Source organism: Lentzea sp. NPDC003310 (assembly GCF_040610935.1).
Classification (GTDB): domain Bacteria; phylum Actinomycetota; class Actinomycetes; order Mycobacteriales; family Pseudonocardiaceae; genus Lentzea.
Window position 1 is genome coordinate 110160 of the sequence record NZ_JBEXNC010000009.1, and the last position, 25276, is coordinate 135435.

The following is a 25276-nucleotide window of genomic DNA, read 5'->3' on the forward strand; positions in this document are numbered from 1 at the left end:
CCCGGCGTTTGTCCAGGTCCCGTCGGTGGTTCGTCATGGTTGTGTCACAGCGCGCCTCAACCGGTCGTGGAAGGTGGCGTGGTCGGCCGTGACGGCGTACCGGGCCGTGGCGCGTTCGGTGGCGATGTCGCGGCCGAACGGGCTGTCCGGGGCCAGGAAGCGCTGGTCGGCGACGATCTTGCCGCGGGTGTAGCGCCCGGTGAGCTCGATCGCGAACCGGTCCTCGGCGTACGTCGCGAGGCCGGGGTCGACCAGGACCGCGGCGGCCAGCGGGTCGTGCGGGACGAAGCCCTTCTTGCCGAGGAAGCTGCCGTAGAAGTCGGCGTAGAAGCCGAGGATCCGGCGCGGGTAGCAGTCCTCGGGCAGCGCGTCGAGCCACTCCTGCGGCGCGTGGCTCTCCATGGTGACGTCGAGGCCGACGATCGTGAGGTCGTCGAAGCCGGCCGCGAGGACCAGGTCGGCCGCCTCCGGGTCGTGCCAGAAGTTGGCCTCGGCGTGGGAGGTGATGTTGCCGGGGACATTGAGCGCGCCGCCCATGACGACGACCTTGCCGAGCAGCTGCGGCAGGCGCGGCTCGATCTGCAGGGCGAGGGCGACGTTGGTGAGCGGCCCGATGGCGAGGAGGTCGAGCTCACCGGGGTGCTGCCGGGCCAGGTCCGCCAGCTGCTCGGCGGCGCTCTGCCCGGTGGGGGAGCCGGCGGGCTCGTCGCCCGCGTGGCCGCCGAGCCCGTCCCGGCCGTGCACGTCCTCGGCGGTCCGCAGCGGCTGGGCCAGCGGCTTGGCGGCGCCCATGGCCACCGGGACGTCCAGGTCCAGGCGCTCGACGAGCCGCAGCGCGTTGGCGGTGGCCTGCTCGACCGGCACGTTGCCGTGGACCGTGCCGATGGCGACTATTTCGGTTTCCGGCTGTGCCCGCAGGTAGTACAAAGCGAGGGCGTCATCGATGCCGGGGTCCGCGTCGACGATGATCCGCATGCGTTCGATCATGCCATTGGGGGATGCCGTGAGAGTTCGACCCGCCGTCGTCGAGGACGCGCCCGCCGTCGGCGCGGTGCACGTGCAGGCCTGGAAGGACGCCTACCGGGGCCTGGTCCCGGACTCCGTGCTCGACGGCCGTTCGGTCGAGTCCTGCACGGCGATGTGGGAGCGCTCCATCCCGCGCGGCGGGGTGTGGGTCGGCCTGGCGGACGGCGAGGTGGTGGGGTTCGTCGCCGTGGGGCCGTCGCGCGAGCCCGACGCGGCGTTCGAGCTTTACGCGATCTACGTGCTGGCCTCGGCGTACGACACCGGCCTCGGCTACGAGATGGCCAGGGCGGCGCTGGCAGGCGAGCACGACGTGGTGCTGTGGGTGTTCGAGGAGAACCCGCGGGCCCGGAGGTTCTACGAGCGGCTCGGGTTCCGCGTCGACGGCCTCGAGAAGACCGAGACCATCGACGGCGTGGAGTTGAAGGAGATCCGCTACCGGCTCAGCGGCGCCGCAGGGTGAGCACGGCGTACTCGTCGAGCACCTGACCGTTGGCGCACAACAAGTCTTCTGCCGGTAAGCCCTACCATCACCACAGAAGAGGGGAGCCGCCATGGCGTTCAGAGCAGCCTTCCGCCGCAACCTGGAAGAGCACGAGACCTCGATAGCCCGCGAGGTCTTCGGCGAAGCCCTGGACGTGAGCGCCCTCCGACTGGCCGAAGGCGGCATCCTGGGCAGCTTCGGCGTGGCCCGCACTCTCCCGCGTCTCGTCACGTTCCCCAAGGGCGTCCTGACCACACCACAACACCAGGCCCGCTTCGAACGTTGGCTGGTCCACGAACTGACGCACGCCTACCAGTACCAGCACGGCCGCAGCATCCTCAGCCTCCTGCCGACCGCCATCGCGGGCTTCTTCAAGAAGAGCCTCTACGACTACGGCGGCGCCGAGGGCCTGCGCGGCCGGTCGTTCGGCGACTTCAACACCGAGCAGCAGGCGAACATCATCGCCGACTACTACTACCTGAGCCGGTACGAGCCTGGGCGCGATCTCTCGGCCTACGAGCCGTACATCGCGCACGTCCGTTCGGGAGCCTGATGCGCCAGGGGCTGGAAAAGATCAAGCTCCGACCGCGTTGCCGCTGGTCAGAGCTTGATTTCACCCGGCGAAAGGTGGTGCCCCAGGCAGGATTCGAACCTGCGACACACGGTTTAGGAAACCGATGCTCTATCCCCTGAGCTACTAGGGCTGGCGACAGCAGTCTACCGGGACCCCGCCACCGAGTTGACCAGCGCCCCCGCCTAGAGGTGCACGAACCCCGCTCACGCACCGTGAGGAGCGGCGCCAAGGCCCTGCGGCCGTTGGAGGGAAGTGAGGCAGGCCACCTTCTGCCGGGCACAAACGTCAGGTAGGGAGGGTGCGTGAGCAGACCTTGGCCCGACTTCCGTCCTGGCCCGCTCGGTTCCCTCAAGGCCTGGTGGCGTCGGAGGGTGCCGCGGCGCGTCGAGGAGATCACCTTCGTGCCGCCGGCCAGCAGTCATCAGCAGGAGTTCGAGACGCCGTTGGCCAGTGCGGTCTACGGGCTGGACTTCCAACTCCGGCTGACTGTGGTGTGGCGGTTGGACCTCGCCACGGGGTTGCGGCACAACTCGCCCAAGAGTGCTGCCATCCACCACGTGTTGCAGCGGGCCAAGGAGATCAGCGGCAAGGCGATGTTGGTGCACCACGCGGCCTTGCAGGTGCAGTTGGGGGACGAGCTCGCCACCGAGCAGCAGGTGCCCGGGACGCACGTGTGGGCTCGGGCCGAGCAGGTCAAGGTCAGCGTGCACGACGGTGACCTGGAGATGGCTCAGAAGCACATCGAGCTGCTCAGGAACTCCACGTTCAAGTTGGCCGAGCGGGACGTGGAACGGGCCGAGATGCGGTACCTGCGGGACGAGGTGTTGACGGACGTCGGCACGGCGACGATCTGGTGGTTGCAGCGCAACGGGTACCAGGTCGAGGAGGCGGTCAAGCTGGCCGATCACCTGGCCGAGCTGGTGAAGATCGCGCAGCGGGAGCCCACGATGCACTGGGCCGAGTCGTTGGTCCACAGCGTGGAGCGGGCGATGCCCGAGCTCGAGGACTCGCACCGGCGGGATCTGCGGTTGCACCTCGTGAAGGCCCTGAGCGTGTACGGCGGGGAGCGGGTCGCGGCCGAGTTCGCGGACCGGGTCGGGTTGCCTGCGGGCGAACAGCACCGGAACGGGCACGTCTAGGCTGGCGAGGTGTTGACCCAACTTCGCAGTGCCGCGGTTGTCGCCGGGTTGAGGGCCCTCGCGCGGCTCACGCCCTACGCCGAGGCGGAGCTGATCGGGCTCCGCAAGGTCGTCAGGCCTGGAGATGTCTGCGTGGACGTCGGGGCCGCTCTTGGGCTCTACACGGTGACACTTTCGAGACTGGTCGGTCCACAAGGGACTGTGCACAGCGTCGAGCCGCTGGTGTTCGCGCACCCTGCCCTGTCGTACGTGTTGCGGCCGCGGGAAGGCGCCAACATCAAGCGGCACTCGGTGGCTCTCGGTGCCGAGAAGCAGGGGCGTGAGGTCATGTCCGTGCCGGTGCGGCACGGGAGTCCGGTGACCGGGCGGTCGTTCCTCACGGTGGGGGCCAACGGACTCGGGTCCAACGAGGAGTTCGAGCAGCACCTGGACGTCCTGGTCAAGACGGACACGCTGGACCACTTCGTCGAGGAGCAGGGGATCACGAAGCTCGACTTCGTCAAGGCGGACGTCGAGGGGGCCGAGCTCAAGGTCCTCGAAGGGGCCGAGGAGACCATCGAGCGGTTGAAGCCCGCGTTCCTGCTCGAGATCGAGGAACGGCACGTCGAGCGGTTCGGGTACCAGGCGAAGGACGTCGCTGACTTCCTGACCGACCGCGGGTACCGGATGAGCACGTGGCACGGCGGGGAGTGGAGGCCGACGCGGCAGATCGGCGACGAGATCAGGAACTACCTGTTCCGCGCTTAGGTGATTGCGGCCCGGCACTCGTTTGGGTAGATAGGAGTCGTGCGAGGGTTTCGGGCGCTGGTGCCCGCGGTCGTGTGGAACGAGTTGCGCAGCACCGGTATCAGGCGTGACTTCAAGGCCAACGAGACGTTGCTGGTCGAGGGAGCGCCGGACACGTCGCTGCTGGTGTTGCAACGGGGCCGGGTTCGCGTGCTGAACTCGACGTTGCTGGTGGCCGTGCGCGGTTCGGGTGACGTGCTCGGCGAGATGTCCGCGCAGGACGGCGGCACGCGGTCGGCCACGGTGGTCGCGATGGAGCCCTGCGTCGCGTTCAGCATTTCCCGTGGCGCGTTCAAGCGGGTGCTCGAGAGGCACAAGGTCGGCGATCAGCTCGGCCAGTACGTCGTCGCCAAGTTGCGGGAGACCGTGGCCAGGGTTTCTTCTCGTGGCACGGAGACGCGAGTGCGTGACGTGATCGAGCGGATCGCTCAGCTCGCTGACGCCGACCACCCGGAACCTCAGGTCATCCCGCTGTCGCAGTCGAAGCTCGCTGAGTCTCTCGGGCTGTCGCGCAACGCCGTTGTGAAGGCGTTGACGCAACTGTGCGAGCAGGACTTCTTGGTCTCGACGAGCCCCATTCGACTTGCTGAGTGACCTGGGTCACTTCCTAGGTGGTATCTGCTGCGCAGCACGGTCGGAGGCCCGCTGACACCGTCAACGGCATGACTGAGCCAGCCGAAGATCTACCTCCCTACCGCGCGGTGCTCGTGGTGGACATGGAGAACTACAGCGGTCATACCGCCGTGCAGCAGCGCGAGTTCACCGAGATCATTCCTGATCTGCTCCAGCGAGCCTTCGAACGCGCGGGGCGTGGTGATGTGTGGGACGAGCGGCGTTTCCCCGACAGCACCGGTGACGGCTACGCGGTGGGGTTCCGGCCGGAGACGTTGCCGCTGCTGACCGGGCCGTTCCTCGACGCCCTGCAGTACGAACTCGCTTACTACGACCGAATTCTGCGGTCCCGCGATCGGAAGTCCAGGCTGCGCCTGCGAGCCGCCATCACCGTGGGGCCGTTGTACGAGTCGGACTCTCCTCGCCTCGGTGACGGGTGCGGTGACAGCCGCGTGGCTGCGCACAGGCTGGTTGACGCCGCTGAGGTGCGCCGGCTGCTCGAGCTCTCGGACCCGGACATCACGTTCCTCGCCGCGATCATCTCGGACCGGGTGTACGACGACGTCGTTCTAGGCGGTCATGCGACCAACCCGTCGAGCGACTACGTGCAGACCTCGGTCTCCGTGAAGCAGTTCCGCGGCGACGCGCACCTCCACGTTCCCAAGCCGTCCGGCGAACTGTTGTCCCGAGGCTTCAGCCAGGAGCAGGACGGCCCGGACGTGGAAGAGGAGCAGCCACGGGCTGGAGCGCAGGGCGTCCAGAACAACGTCTCGGGTGAGGTTTCGGGTGGTGTTGTGCAGGCCGGGAGCATCGGTCATCTGAAGCAGGACCACCGCGATCAGTCGAACCGGATCAGCGTGCGCGGCAACAGCAACAAGGTTGCCGGGCGCGACATCAGGGGTGGCCGTCCGTGATCCCGACGATCGAGGTCGACGGACGCAACAACACGATCGCTGGGCGCGATCTCATCACCATCAGTGTCGGCGACGGCCTGATGCGGCAGGTGTTCGGAGACCAGATCCTGCCGACGACCGTGAGCTGGCAGCGCGACCGGTTCGTCGAGCCGGACGGCTTCCACGCTGCCGTGCAACAGTTGCGTCTCGGGAAGTTCCTACCGCTCACCGCGAGCAGTGGCGTGCGAACCGCAGCCTTGTGCCTGCTGCACGATGTTCACAACGAGGCGCGAACCATCGAGCACATCGAGGTCGAACCGGGCACCGAGCTCAGGCCACGTCGCGTAGCCGAGGACGCGCTGGTGCTGATCGACCTGCGCACCGCGGAGGACACACGTCCCGTCGAGGCTCAACTCAGTGGCTTCATCGGGGAGCAGGTACCGGACGGCCACGTCGTCGTGCTGTTGTCCGGTAACGAGAGCGAAGAGTTCCAAAGCAGATACCGTCACGTGTACCAGCACCTGTCGTCGCCTGAGCCGAGCGCGGTTCTCCGTGCCCACCTGCACCATGACTTGCCGCGCGAGCAGCTCGACGCGCTGCTCGCGGATGCCGACTGGCTCGATCTGGCGCAGGGTGCGCATCCTGCAGATGTGGCGCATTTCGCCGACCTGGTCATCCGGGCTTGGAACGACGCGCCGCAAGGGGATCCGGTCAAGGTCGCGTTCGAGGAGTTCCACAAGTACGCGCGAACCCTGTCGAAGGAGTTCGACGCCGCGAAGGCTCGTGAGCGCAGTGCTCTCCTCGCGTTGGCACTGGTGAACAACGGTAGGCACGAGTCGATCTACCGCGCCGAACAGATCCTGCTCGACCTCACGAATCATCAGGACGAGGAACCGACTCAGGTCCTCGCGAGCGAGGGGTTCGTCAGCAGGCTGTCGAAGCTGGCGAACGCGGAAAGCACGCCGGAGCGCATCCGGCTGACCCGGCGCGACTACGACACGTCGGTGTTGAACCACGTCTGGCGCGGGTTTCCGCAACTGCGCGGGCACATCAGCGAGTGGATCACCAAGGTTCCGTTCGACGACCAGGCGCACCTCGAACCGCAATCCCGGCGGGAGATCGCGGCGAGGCTTCTTGCACTCTGCGTCGACACCAGGGATGCGAAGCCGTTGTTGACCGCCGTGGCAGCGTGGGCACACCACAACGTTCTGCTCGCTGCGGGCCTGCTCGACGAGGGCGCGGTGGACGAGAACACCACGGTGGAGGTGCGCCGTCGCATGTACTGGTGGGCGAAGAACCCCGATCTGCCGGCACCGCTCGCCCGCGCGGTCATCGAGGCTTGCGCCGCAAGGTTCGGCGCACTGCACACGCAACTCGCACTGACCAGGCTCGGACACCTGACCGGTCATCACAGAGCGGACGTGGTGAGGCAGGTCGAGGCGGCATTGCTCGTGCTGGCCAAAGACCAAGGCAAGGAAGAGGTCGTCCTCGCCCGGATGACCGCCTGGCTGTGGACCAGCACCGGCGAGCAATGGGCGGCTGCGGCGATCGTCGTACGTGAGATGACTTTGCCCGGCAACGGTTTCCAGTTGCCCGAGCAGGCGGCGGTCCTCGCCTGGAGAGCGATTCTCGGCAGCTCCAACCACGCGGGTGTCGTTCGCGGCTTGAGCGACTGGTTCTCCGCTGCGTCCGCCATCGATCCCGAGGCGCGCGCGGCAGCGTTCAACGTGGTGCTGGACGCGGCGAGCAACGACATCAGCGCGCTCAACCTGCTGAGCATGTCGGTGGACAGGTGGAAACGCGATCGACAGGAAGGACGCGGGGAAGTGCACGACGAACTGCGAAGCCGCATCGACGCCCAGCACCCGGTGGTGCGGCGATGAACTGGTGGCAGAGCCTGCAGCGCGGTCCTCAGTTGCCGCCCGCGCCGCGTATTTACCAGCGAGAACAGTGGTCGGGAGTCCTTCAGGGCGCAGAGCCCGACATCGAATGGCGTGCGGAGTGGACGATCGTCTGGTGGACGGAGGGCAATGCGGGCACGCACCCTGCGCCTGCCTCGATCGCGGCCGTGGCGATCCGTGATCGTGCGGCGCCGCTCGTACGTGCGGAAGGCGTGAGCAGCGAAATGATGCAGCACGTGCTCGCCGCCGAACTCGGGCACCCGAGACCCGTCACGCCCAACAACCCGATGTGGGTCGGAACGGAGAACGTGCACGTCGAGCTCACCGAGCACAGTGCGGCGCTCCTGCAGCAGCGGCGAGAGCGCATCGCTGAACTCGCGGAAATCGCTCACTTGCGCGAGAACGTTCTCGCCGACCTGCCGCACGCCGTGCTGTGGTGGCTCAGGCGCACCGGGTACAACGTGGAAGACGCGCTGCTCAAGGAGGACGTCTTCAAGCAGTTGATCAGGATCATCCACGCCGAGCAGGCGGCGGAACCGTGGACGCGGAGATTGACGGACGCGCTCAGCGAGGCCATGCCTGGCCTCGAACCGCAGAACCGCTGGGACGTGCTCGATCAGATCCAGCGACTGATGAAGGGGTACGGCCACGACGGTGCCGCTGACGAGCTGGCACGACTGCAGGGCCTGACATAAGTAGAGGACGCCGACCCCTGGGGGTGGATCGGCGTCCTCATCTCGAAGGCCTACAAGCTGTAGACCTCAAGCTCGTACAGGGAGTATCCGTACTGCCCAGCCCGTTGGGTACCGGTCATCCGGAGGTATCTCGCGTCCTGTGGGGTGAACGCTACGACATCATCGCCTCCATCGCCAGCACTTGTGGAGAAAACGTTCCGCCAGTTCGTGCCGTCATTGGAAATCTCGATGCGGTAGCCCCTGCCGAACGCCGACTCCCACCGCAACACCGCGCGACCGATCCGTTGCACTGCGCCGAGATCGACCTGGATCCATTGGTTGTCGTTCCAGTCGCTGGCCCAGCGGGAGGTCGGGTTTCCGTCCACCGCGTTCGACGGTGGGAGGGTGTTCCAGCCCTTCTCGTGCGACGACGCGGTGGCGGTGCGGCCGGCCGCGAGGTTGCCGATGTTCTGGCCCCGGCGGGACGGGAACTGCACGACCTGCTGGTACGTCGGGCGGTTCTGCCAGTGGATCTTGTCGTGGGTGATGCCGCCCATGGCGCGGTGGATGATCGTGTCCGCGCACCACTGGTCACCTGCCGCGCAGTCGGCGTCGCCGGGGTAGACGGTGGTCGCGGGCTTGGCCGCGGCTGCCGCCAGGGAGTTCACCAAAGCCGTGCGACAGCCCGTCAGGGTGCCGCCGCCGCAGTACGACTGCGGGAACGCGCCCTGGACCGGGTCGCCGAGGACCTTGCGCAGGTCCTTGTCCACGTAGCCCCACCAGCCGTACTGGAACGACGAACCCTTGTGCGGGGCGGCGCCGTGCGTGTCGGACGGGGACTCGTCGATCTGCTGTGCCGCCACCAGGGCGTTGTAGAGCCCGTCGCCCAGTGACGGTTTGAACTGCGCCTCGACGAGCAGGGGCCACCAGGCATCCAAGATTCGGATGGCTTCGGCGTGTCCGTAGGTCTTGCTGCCCTTCGCGGTCTCCTTGCGCAACGAACCGGAGCGCTGCCAGTCCTTCAGCTTCTGCACGGCCGGGGCCAGTGCGGCGTCGACCGGAGCGGACTCCACGACCCTGAGCAACTCGGGCAACACTTGCTCAGCCCTCAGGTCCGCCACGGCCGCCTCCGCCATCACGCGGGTCAGCGCGGCCCGGGTGACCTTCTGGCCGGACGCGATGAGCGCACGCACGCGGACATCCAGCAGGTCGCCGCGGTGCACGGCGCTGTGGCCGAACCCGCCGAACGTGAAGTCCTTGGCCTGCTTGTTGTTCCAGGAGATGTAGTAGTCCTGGTTGATCGAGTTCGGGTGGCCGGCGAACGGCATGTACGACGCGGTGTTCTCGTCGCCGTTCCAGCCGACCCACTCGTACTCGGCCCGGCCCCAGGTCGGCAGGTTCGGGTCCACTGTGGACCGGCGCACCGGGTTCAGGCCCGAGTTGAAGTACGCGGTGTCGCGGGAGTCCACGTAGAACCAGTTGAACGCGTACCCGATCTTGTTGGCCGCGCGCTGGAAGTCTGCCGCCGAACGGATCGCGGACGGGTCGTTGAGCTCCTGGAAGCCGATGATCGAGTCGACCTCGTGCATGTACGTCGAGCGCAGCGTCGTGTACGCCACGACCTTGCCGCCGACGGTCGCGCGGCTCGTCACCAGGCCGTACTTCGTCCGGTACATCACCAACGTGTACGAGCCGGCGGGTGTGCCGTCCGCGACCGTGGGCTTCCAGGCGTTCTTGCGCTCCAGCCGTTCCATCGGCAGGCACGCGCCGTGGAACAGGTACGAAGACGAAGCCGCGGTCGCAGGCGAACCGTCCGGATTGCACAGTTCGACGGCGTAGGTGTCGACGATGTCCTGACCGGACGACGTGGCGCTCCACGAGTAGTCGACGCCCCGGCCGAGCTGCACGTACATCGAGACGCCGGCGAACGAGACGCCGCGCGAGCGGATGCCCGGGCCGTTGAGCTCCTGCAGCAGGAGCAGCTGCGGTGCGAAGTACCCGGTCTGCGGTCCCCACACGGCGATCGGGTTGCCGGAGTCGGTGTGGGCGCCCGAGACCGCGAGCGCGTTCGACATGCCGTGCTTCTTGTTCAACAGGTCGGGAGGCAGCACGCCGTCCTCGAACATCCCGCGCGCCTTGGCCAGGTCACCGGTTGCGGGAACGGCGACGGACGCGCCCGTCCCGCCCACCTCGTCGTAGACCATCCGCTCCGGCGCGACCACGCCGCCGTCCGGCAGTGCCACGCCGACGGGGGAAGCGGGCGAGGCGGAGTACGGGAACGACTGTCCGTCGTGGAGGGTCAGCACGGCCTCGGGGTCGTTCTGCGCCCGGAACGCCTGCCACACCTGCTCGCCGACCGCGGCGCCGTACCGGTTCTGCGCGGCCAGCTTCACGAGCGCCGACTGCACCTCGCCGCCGCCACCGGCACCGAACAGGCCGCCGACGACCGCGGCGATCGCCACCATGTCGGTCGCCTTGAACGGCTGGATGTCGTTCCAGTTCGTGATCGCGTCGGCGTGCCCGGTCAGCACGTACTCGCCGGGGAAGTTCCGCGCTGCCACGGACTGGGTGATGTACGCGTTGATGCCGGAGATGTAGTCGTTGACGTCGGCCAGCGCCTGCCGCCCGCGCTCGCCGCCGCCGGCCGCCGCGGAGTCGATCTGCTTCTGCAGGTCCGCCTCGGTGTACGGGATCTGGTTGTAGAAGCTCTGCTCCAGCACCCGGTTCGACGGCGCGCCGCCCGCGAACCCGGTCAGCTGGCCGCGGCCGAGGTGGCGGAACAGGTCCATCAGCCACAGGCGGTCCTGCGCGGCCGCGAAACCTGCACCGAACATCGTCCCGGACCGCGTGGTGCCGGTGATGTGCGGCATGCCGATCTTCTTGTCCCGCACGATCGTCACGTCGGCGCGCGGCTTCACCGTGCTCTCGACCTGGTCGGCCGGCACGCCGAACGACGCGTCGTTGAAGAAGTCCGTCAACTGGGAGTTCGTCAGGCCGGAGTACCCCGACACCAGTGCGTCGTACTTGCCGAGCTGGTCGGCCGAGTGCGCGGGCCTGGTGCCGAACGCCTTGTGGCCGAGGATCTCGGCCAGCGTCGCGTTGCCGTTGGTGCCGGGCGGCACGATGTCGCCGCACTGACCGAGGCAGTGGTCGTCGGCGGCGAACGCGGCCGCGCGCGGGGGTTCCTCGGCCTGGGCGGCCGGGACGATCAGAAGGGAGGCGGTGACGGCGGCGGTCGCCAGCAGGGACGTCACCGGATTGGCTCTCCGCATCGCGCGAAGCTCCTCTCCGTGCAGGGCAGGGCTGTTGTGACGTACGTTACTTTCCGGTAGGGCTATTGCGAAAGACCTTCGCGTTTCCCGCGCGACAAGAACGTTCTCTGTATCGATACCGAAAGCGATCGGGAATCCATATGGGCAGAAACGAGGCCATCTGAGACATCTGAATCGGATTACCCCGCGCGTATCCGTGTTTTGACACCGGATTCCACTCAGTGAGATTTCCATGTTTCGTCACTCAGCGTTCCGATGAACCCTCTTAACGCCTGGTGGCACGCCTACGCAGCGAAGTCGTCGGCCAATTCCGGTAACTGTGAACGCGGCCGGTGATCTCGAAAATCTGTAACCACATGATGAGATAACTGAGAATTAACGTGACCTTCGGCTGGTGTACGCGAAGATCACGAACATGAGGGAGCACGGAACGCCAATGCGGGAGGCGTCGTGATCAAGGTTCTGCTGGCCGACGACGAGGACCTCGTCCGTTCCGGCCTTCGCATGATCCTGAACAGCGTCGGAGACATCGAAGTTGTTGCTGAGGCCGATGACGGACACCTGGTAGCCGACCTGGCGCGCCAGCACCGTCCGCACGTCGTCCTGCTCGACATCCGGATGCGCACCTCGGACGGACTCGTGGCGCTGCGGCGGCTGCGGACCCTTCCGGACCCACCGAGGGTCTGCATCCTGACCACGTTCGACGTCGATGAATACGTTTCGGAAGCACTGCGTCTCGGCGCGGCCGGCTTCCTCCTCAAGGACACCGAACCGGAACAGCTCGTCAAAGCCGTGCGCGATCTCGCGCGCGGAGGCGCGGTTCTCGACCCCGGCGTTGCGGCGAGGGTTCTCGCGGCGGTGGCCGACGGCGAACGAATGGCGGAGCCGGCACGCAGGCTCCTCCAGAGCCTGTCCGAACGCGAGCGCGAGGTGCTCGTGCTGATCGGCCAGGGCATGTCCAACGCGGAGATCGGCGGCACCCTGCACCTGTCGGAGGCGACGGTGAAGGGGTACGTCTCGTCCGTGCTCGGCAAGATCGGCGCGGTCAACCGCGTGCAGGCCGCGCTGGTGGCCTACCGCGGCGGCCTGATCGCCTAGCGGAGCGCGGGCCGGGAGCTCAGTTCCCGGACACGCTCTCCGGCACCTCGTCGACCGAGGGCTCGACCTCGACCCTGTTGCGGCCGTGGCGCTTGGCGCGGTAGAGCGCCATGTCCGCGGCCGCGAACAGCTGGTCCAGCTTGGCGGGTCCCGCCGCGACACCGATGCTGACCGTCGGACGGCGGACCGCGCCGAGCACCATCGCCCAGTCGTGCCCGTCGACGGCCGCGCGGATCCGCTCGGCCACGTTCGGGCCGACGTCCATGTTCGGCCCGGTGTCGCCCAGCAGCACCACGAACTCGTCACCGGCCCAGCGCGCCACCAGGTCGTCCGCCCGGCACTCGCGCCGCAGCAACGCCGCGATCTCGCGCAGTGCCGCGTCACCCGTCGCGTGCCCGGCGTCGTCGTTGACGCTCTTGAACCAGTCCACGTCGACCAGCACCAGCCACGGCACCCGGCCGCGCGCCGCCGTCGACTCGAGCAACGCCGCCGCCGCGCGCTCCAGTCCGAGGCGGTTCGCGAGGCCCGTCAACGGATCGCGCGCCGCGGCCTCCTGCGCCGCCACCGCGAGCCGTTGCGCCTGAACGGCCACCCGGCGCTGTTCCAACGCCTGCCCGAGGCCCTCCTGCAACGTCTCCGTGGCCGTGCGGGACGCCTGCATGGACCGCCGCAACGCCTCGGCCTCACCGAAAGCGTCGCCCAGCGCGTGGCAGATGTCCGCGAGCTCCGTGGAGAACCGCAGCAGCAACGACGTGTCGTTGATGCGTTCGGCGTTCGACACCGCGCGTGACGCCCGTGTGCGCGCCTCGTCGAGATCACCCTGTTCGCGACGCACGACCGCGAGAACCCAGTTGCCGACCGAGATCCCCCACAGGTCGTTGGCGTCCAACGCGAGCCGCAGGGTCTCCTCGGCCGTCTCCTCGGCCTTCTCCAGTTGCCCGACGCCCGCCAGGGAACGCCCCAGCGCGCCCATCAACGCCCGCCGGTGCACCTCGTCCTTGACGATGCCCAGGCCCTCGTCGAGGTACGCCAGCGCTTCCTCGAAGATCGCCGGTGCCGCAGCCGGAGGGCCGGAGCAGGCGCGGAAGTTCAGCGAGCCGCCCAGGCGTTGCAGGCAGTGCGCCAACGTGTCGGTGTTGCCCGCGCGGCGGGCGACCTGGACGGACAGCCGCAGCATGTCCAGAGCGGCCCGGCGGTTGCCGATGCCCTCCATCAGGTAGCCGAGCGAGCCCATCGTCTGCGCCACGGCCGGGCTGTCCGAACGGTCGGCGTCGAGATCGGTCCACCCCTCGGCGGCCAATTCCAGCGCGAGCGGAATACGGCCGAGTCTCCAGGCCATCACCGCCCGGTTGACCAGCACCGCCGACCGGACCCAGCGGTCGGCGCCGGGGGACACCTTGGTGACCACCTCGTCGAAAAGACTGTTCGCTTCCGGCAGGCGGCCAGCATTGAGCAACGCGCGGACCTCTCGGTCCAACCGCGGAATCTGGCCCGCTACCAGCGGATCGCGCTGCTCCACTCGTTCATCGACTCCGTTCCGACTCGCCGAGCGGCCCGCACAGGCTACCGGGTCGGTCGCGCCCCGTACCGATCGTGGTGCAGGACGTCGTCGAGGGGTAGCCGGTTGCGCCAACCGTGACGTTCCAGGTCGGGCGTTTCGGGCAGTGATCGAACCGGACCGACGCACAACCACGCAACCGGACGGACCCTCGTGGGGATGTCCAGCAGACGGCGCAGCACATCTTCTCGGTAGAAGCTCACCCAGCCAACACCGAGTCCCTCTTCGGTCGCGGCGAGCCACAGGTTCTGGATCGCGAGGCACACCGAGTACAGCCCGGCGTCCGCGATCGCGTGCCGGCCGAGCACCGCGGGCGACCCCCGGTCCGGGTCGTAGGTGACGACGATGCCGAGGGTGGACTCGAGGACGCCCTCGACCTTGATGCGGGAGAACGTCTCCGCTCGTTCGGAGTCCAGCTGAGCTGCGAAGACGCTGCGTTCGGCCTGGACGTGGTCGCGGAACGCGCGCCGCGTCGACTCGTCGCGCACCAGCACGAAGTCCCACGGCTGGGACAGTCCGACACTGGGTGCGGCGTGCGCGGCGGTGAGCACTCGGCGCAGCACGTCGTCCGGGATCGCCTCGCCGGAGAACTCGGCTCGGGTGTCCCTGCGGCGGTGGACCACGTCGTACAGGTTCATTCGACCGATCGTGCCTCACTCGAAAGCACCAACTTCACGCTGGAGAGGTGGCGCTGATCTCACCTGAGGCGATACACCGATCGGATGCGAAGAATGAGAGGTGGTTACGGCTCGGCTCTCGGATTCGGCGCGGGAGTCGGCGTGACCACGTTCACCGGTGCCTGGCCGCTGCTCGCCCTGATCCTGCTCGCCGCCGTCGTGGTGGCCGTCTCGCTGCGCACCACGATCGTCGGTGCCGGCCTGGCCGCGCTGCAGTGCTGGGGCCTCTACGCGACCTTCTTGGTGGGTGTTCGTGGCGATCTGACGGTCGACGAACACACGACCTGGGTGCTCGCGTTGCTGGTGCAGCTCGCCGCGCTGGCCCTCCTGGCCAGCGCGGCGGTGCGGGTCATCGCGTTTGTGACGGGTACGGCAACAGGGCCATCTCCCGCGCGTTCTTGATGGCCGTGGCGACCTGGCGCTGCTGTTGCGGCGTCAGGCCGGTCACGCGCCGGGACCGGATCTTGCCCCGGTCCGACAGGAACTTGCGCAGCAGCGTCGCGTCCTTCCAGTCCACGACGGTGATGCCCTCCTTCGCGAGGAGGTTCTGCCTGCGCTTCAAAGGCCGCTTCTCGCGCATCACCAGCTCGCCTTCGAGACGCCGGGCAGCTCACCGCGGTGGGCCATCTCCCTCAGCCGGACGCGGGACAGCCCGAACTTCCGGTTGAAGGCGCGCGGCCGTCCGTCCACGGTGTCGCGGTTGCGCAGCCGGGTCGGCGACGCGTCGCGCGGCAGCTTCTGCAGGCCCCGCAACGCTTCCGCGCGCGTCTCGGGGTGCCGCAGCTTCTCCTTGAGCTCGGCCCGCCGCTGCGCGTACCGGGCCACTACCTCGCGCCGGCGCTGATCGGCGGCGATCTTCGACTTCTTCGCCATCAGCGCTCTTCCTTGAACTCGACGTGCTTGCGCGCCACCGGGTCGTACTTGCGCAGCACCAGGCGGTCCGGGTCGTTGCGGCGGTTCTTGCGGGTCACGTAGGTGTACCCGGTGCCGGCGGTCGACCTCATCTTGATGATCGGCCGGACGTCCGTGCTCTTGGCCATCAGACCTTCACCCCCTGCGAGCGCAGCCGGGCGACGGCCGCCTCGATGCCCATCTTGTCGACCGTCTTGATGCCCTTGGCGGACAGCGTGAGCGTCACGAACCTGTTCAGCGACGGCACGAAGTACCGCTTGCGCTGGACGTTCGGGTTCCACCGGCGCCGCGTCTTGCGCTGGGAGTGCGAGACGCGGTTGCCGAAGCCCGGCTCGCGGCCGGTCAGCTGGCAACGCATGTGAGGCCTTCCTGTTTGAAACGACTTTCGTTTTCATCTACGGTACCTCACATGGAAACCGTTGTCGTTATGGTGGCGGGGCTGGTCGACCACGACGTGGCCGTGCGGGTGTGGCGGGACCGGCCCGGATCGGTGCTCGTGCGGCACGTCGCCGCGGAGACGTGCGTGCGGCGCTGGGTCGACGGCGTCGCGACCGACGTCGACCTGCTGCACGGCTGCGTGTCCTGCACGGTCCGCGAGGACCTGCGCTCGGTGCTCGCGGACCTCGCGGGCCACACCGTCGTGCTGCACCTCGACCCGCTGCTGGAACCGGACGCGGTGCGCCGCAAGCTCGGCATCGACGTCGAGTGCGTGATCACCGTGCTCGACGCGGCGACCTGGCTGGACGACGCGCTCGGCGACGCCTCGATGGTCAGCGACCAGCGGACCGTGGCGCAGGTCGTCGTCGCGCAGGCCGAGGCGGCGGACGTGCTGGTGCTGCAGGGGGACGCGGACGAACGAACGCTCGCCGTGCTCGACCGGCTGGCGCCCGGCGCACACCGCTGCACGCCCGAGACCGTGGTGGTGCGGCGGTCGAGCAGGCCGCGGCTGGTGCCGCTGACGCCCGAGTGCGGTGTCTCGACGGCGGTGTTCACCTCGGACCGGCCGTTCCACCCGGCCCGCCTCGACCAGGCGCTCGACTCGTTGCTGGACGGGACGGTCGTGCGCTCGCGCGGCCGGCTGTGGGTCGCGGACGAGCCGGACGTCGCGCTGCACCTGGAATCCGCGGGCTGCGGCATGCACGTCGGGCAGGGCGGGCCGCGCGGCGGGAAGACCACTCAGATCGTGGCGATCACCCTGGGGGAGCCGGACGTCATCACGGCGGCCTTCGAGGGCGCGCTGCTGACCGACGACGAACTGTCCTTCGTGGACTCGATCCGAAAGTTGGATGTATGAAGCCCGGTATCCACCCCGACTACCACCCGGTCGTCTTCCAGGACGCGTCCACCGGCAAGACGTTCCTGACCCGGTCCACCGCGACGTCGGCGAAGACGATCGAGTGGGAGGACGGCAACACCTACCCGCTGCTGGTCGTCGACATCACCGCCGACTCGCACCCGTTCTGGACGGGCACGCAGCGGGTCGTGGACACCGCCGGCCGGGTCGAGAAGTTCAACCGCCGCTACGGAAAGCGAGAGCGCTGATGGCCGTCCCCAAGCGCAAGACGTCGAGGTCCAACACGCGCCACCGCCGGTCGCAGTGGAAGGCCACCGCGCCGGACCTGGTGACCGTGCGGACGTTGGACGGCAAGGAACTCCTCGTGCCCCGGCGGCTCGTCGCGGCGTACAAGCGGGGCCTGCTCTAGACCGGGCGCTGGACCGTCCCGTCCGGTGAGTCGCGCCACTGGTCGAAGGGACGGTCCAGCCTCCACCCCGTGCCGTCGTGGTCGAGCACCCGGTGCTCACACGTGTCCGGATTGGACAGTGACTCGAACAGGTCGATGCTCCAGTCGAAGAACCTGCGGCACAGCAACCTGATCGTCAGCCCGTGCGACACGACCAGCACCGTCTTCGGGTGCTCCTCGTCCTTGTGCATCCGCACGGTCAGGCCGTCGAGGAACGCCGCCACGCGGTCGTCCACGTCGGCGCCGGACTCCCCGTTGGGCAGCCGGAAGAAGAAGTGCCCGAACGCGTGCCGCTGGTGCTTGAGCACCTCCTGCTGCACCGGGTCCTGGAGGTTGCCCCAGTCCTGCTCGCGCACCCGCGGCTCGGTGACGACCCGTTCGGCGTCGAGGCCCAGCAGGTGGAACGTCCGCCTGGTGCGCTGGTACGGCGAGACGTAGGCCGCGACCGGGCCGTCGCCGACCAGGCCCCTGATCGTCGGGCCGGCCGCGCGGGCCTCGTCCTCACCGGTCTCGGTGAGCGGCAGGGCGTGGTCGGGGATGCGGCAGTAGGCGAGCTCGTCGACGTTGCCGAGGCTCTGTCCGTGGCGCAGCAGGATGATCCGCACCTCACCATCGTGCCCCAGTCCCCGGGGTGCTCCGGGCGTTACAGTGCTCGGCGAGTCGAGGAGGATGGCGTCACATGATCAAGTACGTCGCTCTGTACCGGAAGCCCGCCGACCCCGAGGGCTTCGACCAGCAGTACTTCGAGTCGCACCTGCCGATCGTGAACTCGGTTCCCGGCCTGGTCCGCGCGGAGGTCGCCAAGGTGCAGCGGGTGTTCCTGGCCGGGTTCCTGGGGGAGACCGAGCCGCACATGGTGGCGGAGATGTACTTCGAGTCGGAGGAGTCGTTCCGGGCCGCCCTCCAGTCGCCCGAGTGGGCCACCTCCGGCGCGAACCTCGCCGAGATCGGTGGGATGGAGCTCGTCGCGATGTTCAGCGCCGAGGTCGTCGCGTGAAGGCCGTCGTCATCGGCGGCGGCACGATGGGCGCGGGCATCGCGCACGTGCTCCTCGCGAGCGGCCACGACGTCACGTTGTCGGAGGCCGACGCCGACCGCGCCGAGCAGGGCAGGGACGCGATCAGGCGGTCGCTCGCCAAGGCGCAGGAGAAGGGCAAGCTCGCCGACGCCGACGCGGTGTTCGCCCGGCTGAGCACCGGTGACCTGCCCGAGGACGCCGAACTGGTCGTCGAGGCGGTGCCGGAGAACGTGCCGCTGAAGCAGAAGGTGCTCGGCTTCGCCGCCGAGAGGTGCCCGAACGCGGTGCTCGCGTCGAACACGTCCTCGCTGTCCATCGCCGAGATCGCCGCGGGGCTGCCCGGCGAACGGGTGCTGGGCATGCACTTCTTCAACCCCGTGCCGGTGCAGCAGCTCGTCGAGCTCGTGCACCACGAGGGCGTCGACCCCGCGAACGTGGCCAAGGCGCGCGCCTGGTCCGAGCAGATGGGCAAGACCGTCATCGAGGTGCGCGACTCGCCGGGCTTCGCGACCTCACGCCTGGGCGTCGCCGTGGGCATGGAGGCGATCCGGATGGTCGAGGAGGGCGTCGCCTCCGCCGCGGACATCGACACCGGCATGAAGCTCGGGTACCGCTGGCCGATGGGGCCGCTGGAGCTCACCGACCTGGTCGGGCTCGACGTCCGGCTGGCCATCGCCGAGCACCTCGCGGGCGAGCTGGGGCCGCGGTTCGAGCCGCCCCGGCTGCTGCGGGACAAGGTCGCGCGCGGCGAGCTCGGGAAGAAGTCGGGCCAGGGCTTCTTCACCTGGTAGACAGGCGTTCGTGCGCATCCGTGAGTTCACCGAGGACGACCGCGACGACGTGTTCCGGCTCCGCAAGGTCGCGTTCAACGGATCACCGCCGGACGGGCCGTTGCTCAAGGCCGGATCGCACGGGCTCCTCGCCGAGATCGACGGCCGGGTCGCGGGTGTGCTGACCATCGGCTCGTTCGCCCAGTTCTACGGCGGCGCCGCGGTTCCCATGGGCGGGATCGGCGGTGTCGCCGTGGACGGGTCCTACCGGGGTCGCGGGATCGCCAACGCGTTGCTCGACGCGTCTCTGCACACCATGCGGGAGCACGGGCAGCCGATCTCGGCGCTCTACCCGACCGTGCCGACGCTGTACCGGCGGCGAGGCTGGGAGAAGGCCGGCGTCTTCGAGTGGGTCGAGCTGCCGATGGACCGGCTGCTGTCGGTGCCCAGGCCGTCCGAGCGGATCGACTCGCGGCCGGTGGAGAAGAGCGACCTGCCCGCGCTGCACGAGTGCTACCTGGAGGTGGCGCGCACGGTCGACGGCATGGCCGACCGCCGCCCGCCCCGGATCGAGCTCGACAAGGTGCTCGAGCTCGACGTCGTGACCGTGCTGCCCGGCCCTCATGGCCTGCGTGGCTACCTCACCGCCACCCGCGAGCCCGGCGAGGGCCTGGGGCGTCTCAAGGTCCAGGACCTCATCGGTGTCGACGTCGACGCCCAGCTCACCCTGCTGGCGTCGCTGGCGTCGTGGGCGGGCCTGCTCGACGCGGTAGACCTGCGGATCACCGATCCGACGACGGTGAACTTGCTGGGCGGCACGCCGTTGCGCTACTCCGTCCGGACCTCGACGTGGATGCAGCGCGTCGTCGACCTGCCCGCCGCCGTGTCCGCGCGGGGGTGGCCGAGGCTCGCCGACGCCGTGGTGGACCTGGAGGTCGTCGACGAGCACGCGCCGTGGCACGCGGGTCTCCAGCGGATCGTCGTGGAGGACGGCGCGGTACGTGTCGAACCCGGCGGCACCGGTGCCGTGCGGATGCACGCGCGGGCGTTGGGGCCGTGGTTCTCCGGCGCGCACAGCACGCACGTGCTGCGGCGCGGTGGTGTGCTGGAGGGCGACCCGGCCGACGCCGTGCTGCTCGACCAGCTCGTCGCCTCTCCGGGCACGCCCCGGCTGGCCGACTTCTTCTGACGAACGGCGTTCCATAACAGGGTTCCCACGTCCACTTCGGTCACAATGGCCGGGTGGCGGGGCACGAGGACGAGGTCAGGCACGCCTACGGCGACAACATGGGCTGGCGCCTGACCGGCTATGCCAAGAGGCTCAGCGGGCCACCGGTGAGCGTGCGGGAGATCTCGCGGACCGAGTTCCTGACGATCAGACCGTTCTTCGACGCCGAGGACAACCCGTGGCTCGTCGACCTGAACGAGGTCGTCCCCGCGATCCGGCCGTGCGTCGAACACGTCCTCGGGCCGCTGAACCCCGACGAGGACTACTACATCACCGGCCACCCGCTGGACTGGGACAAGGACCCGGTCCACGTCGCGCGGGACCTGCTCGACACCCGGTACCCGCTCGCGCGGGCGGCGTTCCTCGGCGGCAGCGTGGCGGCGGGGACGTACACGGCGAACTCCGACCTGGACATGGTCGTGATCGTCAACGACCTGCCCGGCGCGTTCCGCGAGACGCTGCGGCACCGCGGCTGGCCGGTCGAGCTGTTCTGCCACACGGTCGAGTCGTTCCAGGACTTCGTCGCCCGGGACACCGAGGGCAGGCGGCCGCCGTTGCTGCACATGTGCGCCGAGGGGTTCCTCATGCTCGACGCCGACGGCACAGGGCAACGCATGCGCACCGAGGCGCGCGCTCTGCTCGAGGCCGGCCCTCCACTCGCAACCGTCACCGAGCTCGAAGACCGCCGTTATGGCACCACCGACCTGCTTGAAGACCTGATCGGCACACGGGACGAGGACGAGCGTCTGTTCGTTGCGGCCCGATTGCTGACCTGCGCCGGAGAACTCGCACTGGTCGTGCGCAACCGTTGGCTCGGACACGGCAAGTGGCTCGTGCGGCGCCTACGGGACGCGGGGGAGCACGAGATCGTGGACTCCTACCGCGAGATGGTGCGAGGCGACGGCTCGGAGCGGTTCGTCGCCGCCGTGGAGACCGTGCTGGAGTCGGCCGGAGGGCGGCTGGACGCCGGTTACCGCAGGACAGCGCAGTCTCGCTAACCTCCGTCCGTGCTGCTCGTCGTCCTGGAGTTGATCGGTATCGCGGTCTTCGCCGCCTCCGGGGCGGTGGCCGCGGTCCGCGCGCGCCTCGACGTGTTCGGCGTGATCATCCTGGCGCTCACCACGGCCCTGGGCGGCGGCATCATCCGCGACGTGCTGCTCGGCGTGCACCCGCCGACGAGCCTGCGGAACTGGCCGTACCTGCTGGTCGCGGGCGGTACGGGCCTGATCGTCTTCTGGTTCCACCCGCAGGTCGCGAAGCTGCGCCGGTCCGTGCTGCTGCTCGACGCCGTGGGGCTGGGCCTGTTCGTCACGTCCGGCACGTCCACGGCGTTGGCCCTCGGCGCCACCCCGTACGCCGCGTGCCTCATCGGCATGACGACAGGTATCGGCGGTGGGGCACTCCGCGATCTTCTTCTCCGTGAGATCCCTCTGGTCCTGAGGAGAGAGATCTACGCCGTGGCCGCACTGTGCGGTGCGGTCGTCGTGGCGGTGAGTGAAGGGGTCGGTTTCCCGAAAGGCCTGGTCGCGCTGACCGGTGCGGCGTTGATCATCACCATCCGGCTGATCGCGCTCTGGCGGAAGTGGAACGCACCGGTCGCAAGGGGCCTCGAAGGCTAGGGCCTGTATCGGAGCCCAGGTCCGCGATAGCCGGGCCTGAGGCGGCCTCTGACGGCACGGCCGGACGACCCAAGTACAACACCGGTACGCGGCCCGTCCGGCCGCACCGCCAGGAACCACCTCAGGCGCGACTCTCATCGACCCCGGACTCCGACACAGGCCCTAACGCCGAACTCACACCTGCAGTTAGGGCCCTTCTCAGGCACTTCTCAGATCCCTCGGCAAGACTGCCCTCATGCGCATCCTCGTTGTCGATGACGATCGAGCGGTCCGGGAGTCACTCCGCCGCTCGCTCCAGTTCAACGGCTACCAGGTCGAGACTGCCGGAGACGGCATGCAGGCCCTGGAGTCGGTGACCGCCGCCAGGCCGGACGCGATGGTGCTCGACGTGATGATGCCCCGCCTCGACGGCCTCGAGGTGTGCCGCAGGCTGCGCAGCACCGGTGACGACCTGCCCATCCTCGTGCTGACCGCGCGCGACGCCGTGAGCGACCGGGTGTCCGGGCTGGACGCCGGCGCCGACGACTACCTGCCCAAGCCGTTCGCGCTGGAGGAGCTGCTGGCTCGCCTGCGCGCGTTGCTGCGCAGGGCCGCCCACGACGACGACGTCGCCCAGCAGTCCGCCGCCACGCTGAAGTTCGCCGACCTGGAGCTGGACCCGTCGACCCGCGACGTCCGCCGCGGCGAGCGGTCGATCAGCCTCACCCGCACCGAGTTCGCGCTGCTCGAGCTCCTGCTGGCGCACCCGCGCCAGGTGCTCACCCGCAGCCGCATCCTGGAGGACGTGTGGGGATACGACTTCCCGACCTCGGGCAACGCTCTCGAGGTCTACGTGGGGTACCTGCGCCGCAAGACGGAGCTGGAGGGCGAGCCGAGGCTGATCCACACGGTGCGCGGGGTGGGCTACGTCCTGCGGGAGACGCCTCCGTGATCGTCGAACCCCAGGGGCGCCTGCAACGGGCGTCGCTGCGGGCTCGGGTCACCTGGCTCGCGGCGTTCTGCGTCGCCGGAGCGGTCGCGTTGGTGTCTCTCGGCGCGTACATGGTGGTGCGCAAGAGCACCTACGACGCGTTGGACGACGGTCTGCGCCAGCGCGCCGCCACGGTGGCGAACGGCAAGAAGGTCACCGACCCGAACGAGGTCACCAACTACCCGGCCGCGTTCCTCGCGGCCGGCGACGTGAAGATGGGCGTGCTGCTGTCGGACTCGGGCAAGCTCAGCTACCCGAGGGACTCCGACCCGCCGCCGACCGTCCAGGAGGCCTGGGACGTCGCGGACGGCGACCGGCCCGAGTTCATCTGGACCGACCACAAGACCGAGACGCGCGTCATCGCGGTCCCGTACCAGCCCGGCCAGGCGATCATCATCGCCCAGTCGATGGTGCCGCAGCGGACCACATTGGCGAAGCTCAGCGTCGTGCTGCTGCTGATCGGCGGCGCCGGCGTGCTGCTCGCGGCCATCGCGGGCACGGCCGTGGCCCGCACGAGCCTGAGGCCGGTCCAGCGGCTCACCGAGGCGACCGAACGCGTCGCGAACACGGGCGACCTGACCCCGATCCCGGTGTCGGGCGACGACGAGCTGGCCCGCCTCACCCACAGCTTCAACGCGATGCTCGGCGCCGTGGCCGAGTCGCAGGAACGCCAACGCCGCCTGGTCGCCGACGCGGGCCACGAGCTGCGCACCCCGTTGACGTCCATGCGCACCAACCTGGAGCTGCTGCTCGCCTCGGAACGCCCGGACTCCCCGACCCTGTCGCAGGAGGACAAGACGGAGATCCAGGCCGACGTGCGCGGCCAGCTCGACGAGCTCACGACGCTCATCGGTGACCTGGTCGAACTGGCCCGCGAGGACGCCCCGCAGGTCATCCACGAGCCGGTGGACCTCGTCGAGGTGGTGGAACGGTCCCTGGACCGCGCGCGCCGCCGCGCCTCGAACGCCGTGACGTTCGACGTGCAGCTGCAACCGTGGACACTTCTGGGTGATTCGAGCGCCCTGGAGCGCGCCGTGCTGAACCTCCTCGACAACGCGGTGAAGTTCAGCCCGTCCGGCTCGGCGGTGCGGCTGAACCTCCGCCAGGTCGGCGACGGCAGCGCCGTGGTGGAGGTGGCGGACGCGGGCCCCGGCATCGCGGACGCCGATCTACCTCACGTTTTCGAGCGTTTCTACCGTTCGACCGAGGCGAGGACCCTGCCGGGTTCGGGCCTCGGGCTCGCCATCGTCAAACAGGTGGCGCAACGGCACGGTGGCACGGCCACGGCGGGCAGAGCCCCCGAGGGCGGCGCCCTGTTCACGTTGCGCCTACCCGGACGTCCGTAAGGTGGGGCGTGTGAGTCATCGCGTGAACGACGATTCTTCGTCGACCTGGGAGACGACGCCTCCCTCAGGAGACGGCCCCGCCGAACCCACGACGCGCTTCTCGACGTCCGGTTCGCGGTCTTCGTCCCGCTCGTCGTCCTACGACGAGGACTCGGCGCCGAGATTCTCCAAGAAGAGGACGAAGAAGAAGCAGCCGTTCTGGAAGGAACTGCTGGTCATCTTCAGTGTCGCGCTGCTGCTGACCGTCGTCATCCAGACGTTCGTCGCGCGCGTCTTCGTCATCCCGTCCGCCTCCATGGAGACGACCCTCCACGGCTGCACGGGCTGCGTGAACGACAAGGTGCTGGTCGAGAAGATCACGTACCTCTTCAACGACCCCCGCCCGGGCGACGTGATCGTCTTCCGCGGCCCGCCGAACTGGACCGGCGGCAAGGAGCCCCCGAACTTCGTGGTCGGCACCCTCCAGGACCTGGGTTCGATGGTGAACCTCTCCGAGCCGAGCGGCACGGACTTCATCAAGCGCGTCATCGCCGTGGGCGGCCAGACCGTCGAGTGCTGCGACGAGCAGGGCCGCGTCATGGTCGACGGCAAGCCGCTGGACGAGCCGTACCTGAACTTCGGCGGCGGCCCCCGCCAGCAGGACTCGTTCGAGAAGGTCACCGTCCCCGCGGGCAAGCTGTGGGTGATGGGCGACAACCGCAACAACTCGTCGGACTCGCGCAAGCACGGCGACCCGACCCCGGCGGACGGCGCGATCCCGGTCGAGAACGTGGTGGGCAAGGCGCGCGTGATCGTGATCCCGGTGGGCAGGTGGGGGACGATCTCGGACTACAACCCGCAGACGGGCGGGAAGTAGCCGCAGCAGGTTCCGGGAGGGGCGAGAGCCGTGGGCTCTCGCCCCTTTTCGCGTTCGTGGGGCCTAGGCCGGGGGCTGGGGCAGGCGGGCGCTGGGGTGGCAAGGCAAGCGGGGCGACGGCGAA

At 68.9% G+C, this 25276-nt stretch carries 30 protein-coding genes and 1 tRNA gene; 21 read left to right on the forward strand and 10 right to left on the reverse strand.

Going from position 1 to position 25276, the window contains the following annotated elements:
- Nucleotides 1-33: 33 nt before the first annotated feature.
- Nucleotides 34-975: a nucleoside hydrolase gene (locus ABZX02_RS19630; protein WP_355300009.1), complete on the reverse strand. Its 942-nt coding sequence runs from the start codon at nucleotides 973-975 to the stop codon at nucleotides 34-36.
- 28 nt (nucleotides 976-1003) lie between these two features.
- Here ABZX02_RS19630 and ABZX02_RS19635 point away from each other — a divergent pair, with 28 nt between their 5' ends.
- Together ABZX02_RS19635 and ABZX02_RS19640 are read left to right on the forward strand one after the other, a co-directional pair.
- The gene (locus ABZX02_RS19635) at nucleotides 1004-1486 is read left to right on the forward strand and encodes a GNAT family N-acetyltransferase (RefSeq protein ID WP_355300010.1); all 483 of its coding nucleotides are present in this window, start codon (nucleotides 1004-1006) and stop codon (nucleotides 1484-1486) included.
- 91 nt (nucleotides 1487-1577) lie between these two features.
- Complete coding sequence (locus ABZX02_RS19640; RefSeq protein WP_355300011.1) at nucleotides 1578-2060, forward strand: hypothetical protein; 483 nt, start codon at nucleotides 1578-1580, stop codon at nucleotides 2058-2060.
- Between the two features lie 75 nt (nucleotides 2061-2135).
- Here the strand turns inward: ABZX02_RS19640 and ABZX02_RS19645 are convergent.
- Nucleotides 2136-2211, reverse strand: a tRNA-Arg gene (locus ABZX02_RS19645).
- A gap of 172 nt (nucleotides 2212-2383) precedes the next feature.
- Here ABZX02_RS19645 and ABZX02_RS19650 point away from each other — a divergent pair.
- The 6 genes from ABZX02_RS19650 to ABZX02_RS19675 all read left to right on the forward strand — a co-directional run bounded on the left by ABZX02_RS19650 (nucleotide 2384) and on the right by ABZX02_RS19675 (nucleotide 8107).
- Nucleotides 2384-3220, forward strand: coding sequence for a hypothetical protein (locus ABZX02_RS19650; protein ID WP_355300012.1), 837 nt, complete (start codon nucleotides 2384-2386; stop codon nucleotides 3218-3220).
- 9 nt (nucleotides 3221-3229) lie between these two features.
- The gene (locus ABZX02_RS19655; protein ID WP_355300013.1) at nucleotides 3230-3967 is read left to right on the forward strand and encodes an FkbM family methyltransferase; all 738 of its coding nucleotides are present in this window, start codon (nucleotides 3230-3232) and stop codon (nucleotides 3965-3967) included.
- Between the two features lie 39 nt (nucleotides 3968-4006).
- Complete coding sequence (locus ABZX02_RS19660) at nucleotides 4007-4600, forward strand: Crp/Fnr family transcriptional regulator (RefSeq protein WP_355300014.1); 594 nt, start codon at nucleotides 4007-4009, stop codon at nucleotides 4598-4600.
- Between the two features lie 68 nt (nucleotides 4601-4668).
- On the forward strand, nucleotides 4669-5532 hold the full coding sequence (locus tag ABZX02_RS19665; protein WP_355300015.1) for a hypothetical protein: 864 nt from the start codon (nucleotides 4669-4671) through the stop codon (nucleotides 5530-5532).
- Complete coding sequence (locus tag ABZX02_RS19670; RefSeq protein WP_355300016.1) at nucleotides 5529-7394, forward strand: hypothetical protein; 1866 nt, start codon at nucleotides 5529-5531, stop codon at nucleotides 7392-7394. The genes ABZX02_RS19665 and ABZX02_RS19670 overlap by 4 nt, the downstream gene beginning before the upstream one ends.
- Nucleotides 7391-8107: a hypothetical protein gene (locus tag ABZX02_RS19675; protein WP_355300017.1), complete on the forward strand. Its 717-nt coding sequence runs from the start codon at nucleotides 7391-7393 to the stop codon at nucleotides 8105-8107. The genes ABZX02_RS19670 and ABZX02_RS19675 overlap by 4 nt, the downstream gene beginning before the upstream one ends.
- Nucleotides 8108-8157: 50 nt before the next feature.
- Here ABZX02_RS19675 and ABZX02_RS19680 read toward each other — a convergent pair whose 3' ends face one another.
- Nucleotides 8158-11358, reverse strand: coding sequence for a penicillin acylase family protein (locus tag ABZX02_RS19680; RefSeq protein WP_355300018.1), 3201 nt, complete (start codon nucleotides 11356-11358; stop codon nucleotides 8158-8160).
- 450 nt (nucleotides 11359-11808) lie between these two features.
- On the opposite strand from ABZX02_RS19680, the gene ABZX02_RS19685 reads away from it, so the two are divergent.
- Nucleotides 11809-12456 carry a response regulator transcription factor gene (locus ABZX02_RS19685; RefSeq protein WP_355300019.1) on the forward strand — a complete coding sequence of 216 codons (648 nt, stop codon included), beginning with the start codon at nucleotides 11809-11811 and terminating at the stop codon, nucleotides 12454-12456.
- Nucleotides 12457-12475: 19 nt separating this feature from the next.
- On the opposite strand, the gene ABZX02_RS19690 is transcribed toward ABZX02_RS19685, so the two are convergent.
- Complete coding sequence (locus ABZX02_RS19690; RefSeq protein WP_355300020.1) at nucleotides 12476-13933, reverse strand: tetratricopeptide repeat-containing diguanylate cyclase; 1458 nt, start codon at nucleotides 13931-13933, stop codon at nucleotides 12476-12478.
- 86 nt (nucleotides 13934-14019) lie between these two features.
- Nucleotides 14020-14652 carry a 5,6-dimethylbenzimidazole synthase gene (gene bluB / locus ABZX02_RS19695; RefSeq protein ID WP_355300021.1) on the reverse strand — a complete coding sequence of 211 codons (633 nt, stop codon included), beginning with the start codon at nucleotides 14650-14652 and terminating at the stop codon, nucleotides 14020-14022.
- 141 nt (nucleotides 14653-14793) lie between these two features.
- On the opposite strand from bluB, the gene ABZX02_RS19700 reads away from it, so the two are divergent.
- Nucleotides 14794-15093: a hypothetical protein gene (locus ABZX02_RS19700; RefSeq protein WP_355300022.1), complete on the forward strand. Its 300-nt coding sequence runs from the start codon at nucleotides 14794-14796 to the stop codon at nucleotides 15091-15093.
- Here the strand turns inward: ABZX02_RS19700 and rpsR are convergent.
- Genes rpsR through rpmB form a run of 4 tightly spaced genes read right to left on the reverse strand, consistent with a single transcriptional unit; the run spans nucleotide 15041 to nucleotide 15961 of the window.
- Nucleotides 15041-15271 (reverse strand): 30S ribosomal protein S18, encoded by a 231-nt coding sequence (gene rpsR / locus ABZX02_RS19705; protein ID WP_355300023.1) that lies wholly within the window; start codon nucleotides 15269-15271, stop codon nucleotides 15041-15043. The genes ABZX02_RS19700 and rpsR overlap by 53 nt on opposite strands.
- Nucleotides 15271-15564, reverse strand: coding sequence for a 30S ribosomal protein S14 (gene rpsN / locus ABZX02_RS19710; RefSeq protein WP_355300024.1), 294 nt, complete (start codon nucleotides 15562-15564; stop codon nucleotides 15271-15273). The genes rpsR and rpsN overlap by 1 nt, the downstream gene beginning before the upstream one ends.
- A complete protein-coding gene (rpmG, locus tag ABZX02_RS19715) occupies nucleotides 15564-15731 on the reverse strand; it encodes a 50S ribosomal protein L33 (protein ID WP_090097319.1) in 168 nt (55 codons plus the stop codon). The genes rpsN and rpmG overlap by 1 nt, the downstream gene beginning before the upstream one ends.
- Nucleotides 15731-15961, reverse strand: a complete 231-nt coding sequence (gene rpmB / locus ABZX02_RS19720; RefSeq protein ID WP_355300025.1) for a 50S ribosomal protein L28 — start codon at nucleotides 15959-15961, stop codon at nucleotides 15731-15733. The genes rpmG and rpmB overlap by 1 nt, the downstream gene beginning before the upstream one ends.
- Nucleotides 15962-16012: 51 nt before the next feature.
- Between rpmB and ABZX02_RS19725 the strand changes: the two genes are divergently transcribed.
- The 3 genes from ABZX02_RS19725 to rpmF are packed head-to-tail and all read left to right on the forward strand — an operon-like array spanning nucleotide 16013 to nucleotide 17306.
- Nucleotides 16013-16897, forward strand: a complete 885-nt coding sequence (locus ABZX02_RS19725) for a GTP-binding protein (protein WP_355300026.1) — start codon at nucleotides 16013-16015, stop codon at nucleotides 16895-16897.
- Complete coding sequence (locus ABZX02_RS19730) at nucleotides 16894-17145, forward strand: type B 50S ribosomal protein L31 (protein ID WP_355300027.1); 252 nt, start codon at nucleotides 16894-16896, stop codon at nucleotides 17143-17145. The genes ABZX02_RS19725 and ABZX02_RS19730 overlap by 4 nt, the downstream gene beginning before the upstream one ends.
- A complete protein-coding gene (gene rpmF, locus ABZX02_RS19735) occupies nucleotides 17145-17306 on the forward strand; it encodes a 50S ribosomal protein L32 (RefSeq protein WP_086666238.1) in 162 nt (53 codons plus the stop codon). The genes ABZX02_RS19730 and rpmF overlap by 1 nt, the downstream gene beginning before the upstream one ends.
- On the opposite strand, the gene ABZX02_RS19740 is transcribed toward rpmF, so the two are convergent.
- A complete protein-coding gene (locus ABZX02_RS19740) occupies nucleotides 17303-17950 on the reverse strand; it encodes a histidine phosphatase family protein (protein WP_355300028.1) in 648 nt (215 codons plus the stop codon). The two genes, rpmF and ABZX02_RS19740, sit on opposite strands and share 4 nt — an antisense overlap.
- Before the next feature lie 74 nt (nucleotides 17951-18024).
- Here ABZX02_RS19740 and ABZX02_RS19745 point away from each other — a divergent pair, with 74 nt between their 5' ends.
- From ABZX02_RS19745 to lepB, 8 genes are all read left to right on the forward strand, one after another.
- Nucleotides 18025-18342, forward strand: a complete 318-nt coding sequence (locus ABZX02_RS19745) for an EthD family reductase (protein WP_355300029.1) — start codon at nucleotides 18025-18027, stop codon at nucleotides 18340-18342.
- A complete protein-coding gene (locus ABZX02_RS19750; RefSeq protein ID WP_355300030.1) occupies nucleotides 18339-19154 on the forward strand; it encodes a 3-hydroxyacyl-CoA dehydrogenase family protein in 816 nt (271 codons plus the stop codon). The genes ABZX02_RS19745 and ABZX02_RS19750 overlap by 4 nt, the downstream gene beginning before the upstream one ends.
- Before the next feature lie 10 nt (nucleotides 19155-19164).
- A complete protein-coding gene (locus ABZX02_RS19755) occupies nucleotides 19165-20322 on the forward strand; it encodes a GNAT family N-acetyltransferase (protein WP_355300031.1) in 1158 nt (385 codons plus the stop codon).
- A 53-nt stretch (nucleotides 20323-20375) separates the two neighbouring features.
- A complete protein-coding gene (locus tag ABZX02_RS19760) occupies nucleotides 20376-21359 on the forward strand; it encodes a nucleotidyltransferase domain-containing protein (protein ID WP_355300032.1) in 984 nt (327 codons plus the stop codon).
- A gap of 9 nt (nucleotides 21360-21368) precedes the next feature.
- The gene (locus tag ABZX02_RS19765; protein ID WP_355300033.1) at nucleotides 21369-21980 is read left to right on the forward strand and encodes a trimeric intracellular cation channel family protein; all 612 of its coding nucleotides are present in this window, start codon (nucleotides 21369-21371) and stop codon (nucleotides 21978-21980) included.
- Nucleotides 21981-22215: 235 nt separating this feature from the next.
- Entirely contained in the window at nucleotides 22216-22911 is a 696-nt protein-coding gene (locus tag ABZX02_RS19770; RefSeq protein WP_355300034.1) for a response regulator transcription factor, read from the forward strand.
- On the forward strand, nucleotides 22911-24296 hold the full coding sequence (locus tag ABZX02_RS19775) for a HAMP domain-containing sensor histidine kinase (protein WP_355300257.1): 1386 nt from the start codon (nucleotides 22911-22913) through the stop codon (nucleotides 24294-24296). Before ABZX02_RS19770 ends, ABZX02_RS19775 begins: the two co-directional genes overlap by 1 nt.
- Nucleotides 24297-24306: 10 nt before the next feature.
- Nucleotides 24307-25152, forward strand: coding sequence for a signal peptidase I (lepB, locus tag ABZX02_RS19780; protein WP_355300035.1), 846 nt, complete (start codon nucleotides 24307-24309; stop codon nucleotides 25150-25152).
- The last annotated feature ends 124 nt before the right edge of the window (nucleotides 25153-25276 follow it).

Excerpts from the sequence above, each read along its gene's own strand:
- ABZX02_RS19630 (WP_355300009.1), bottom strand. The coding sequence starts at position 975 with ATGCGGATCATCGTCGACGCGGACCCCGGCATCGATGACGCCCTCGCT.
- ABZX02_RS19640 (WP_355300011.1), top strand. The coding sequence starts at position 1,578 with ATGGCGTTCAGAGCAGCCTTCCGCCGCAACCTGGAAGAGCACGAGACC.
- ABZX02_RS19665 (WP_355300015.1), top strand. The coding sequence starts at position 4,669 with ATGACTGAGCCAGCCGAAGATCTACCTCCCTACCGCGCGGTGCTCGTG.
- ABZX02_RS19675 (WP_355300017.1), top strand. The coding sequence starts at position 7,391 with ATGAACTGGTGGCAGAGCCTGCAGCGCGGTCCTCAGTTGCCGCCCGCG.
- ABZX02_RS19680 (WP_355300018.1), bottom strand. The coding sequence starts at position 11,358 with ATGCGGAGAGCCAATCCGGTGACGTCCCTGCTGGCGACCGCCGCCGTC.
- bluB (WP_355300021.1), bottom strand. The coding sequence starts at position 14,652 with ATGAACCTGTACGACGTGGTCCACCGCCGCAGGGACACCCGAGCCGAG.
- rpsR (WP_355300023.1), bottom strand. The coding sequence starts at position 15,271 with ATGCGCGAGAAGCGGCCTTTGAAGCGCAGGCAGAACCTCCTCGCGAAG.
- rpsN (WP_355300024.1), bottom strand. The coding sequence starts at position 15,564 with ATGGCGAAGAAGTCGAAGATCGCCGCCGATCAGCGCCGGCGCGAGGTA.
- rpmG (WP_090097319.1), bottom strand. The coding sequence starts at position 15,731 with ATGGCCAAGAGCACGGACGTCCGGCCGATCATCAAGATGAGGTCGACC.
- rpmB (WP_355300025.1), bottom strand. The coding sequence starts at position 15,961 with ATGCGTTGCCAGCTGACCGGCCGCGAGCCGGGCTTCGGCAACCGCGTC.
- ABZX02_RS19725 (WP_355300026.1), top strand. The coding sequence starts at position 16,013 with ATGGAAACCGTTGTCGTTATGGTGGCGGGGCTGGTCGACCACGACGTG.
- ABZX02_RS19730 (WP_355300027.1), top strand. The coding sequence starts at position 16,894 with ATGAAGCCCGGTATCCACCCCGACTACCACCCGGTCGTCTTCCAGGAC.
- rpmF (WP_086666238.1), top strand. The coding sequence starts at position 17,145 with ATGGCCGTCCCCAAGCGCAAGACGTCGAGGTCCAACACGCGCCACCGC.
- ABZX02_RS19745 (WP_355300029.1), top strand. The coding sequence starts at position 18,025 with ATGATCAAGTACGTCGCTCTGTACCGGAAGCCCGCCGACCCCGAGGGC.
- ABZX02_RS19770 (WP_355300034.1), top strand. The coding sequence starts at position 22,216 with ATGCGCATCCTCGTTGTCGATGACGATCGAGCGGTCCGGGAGTCACTC.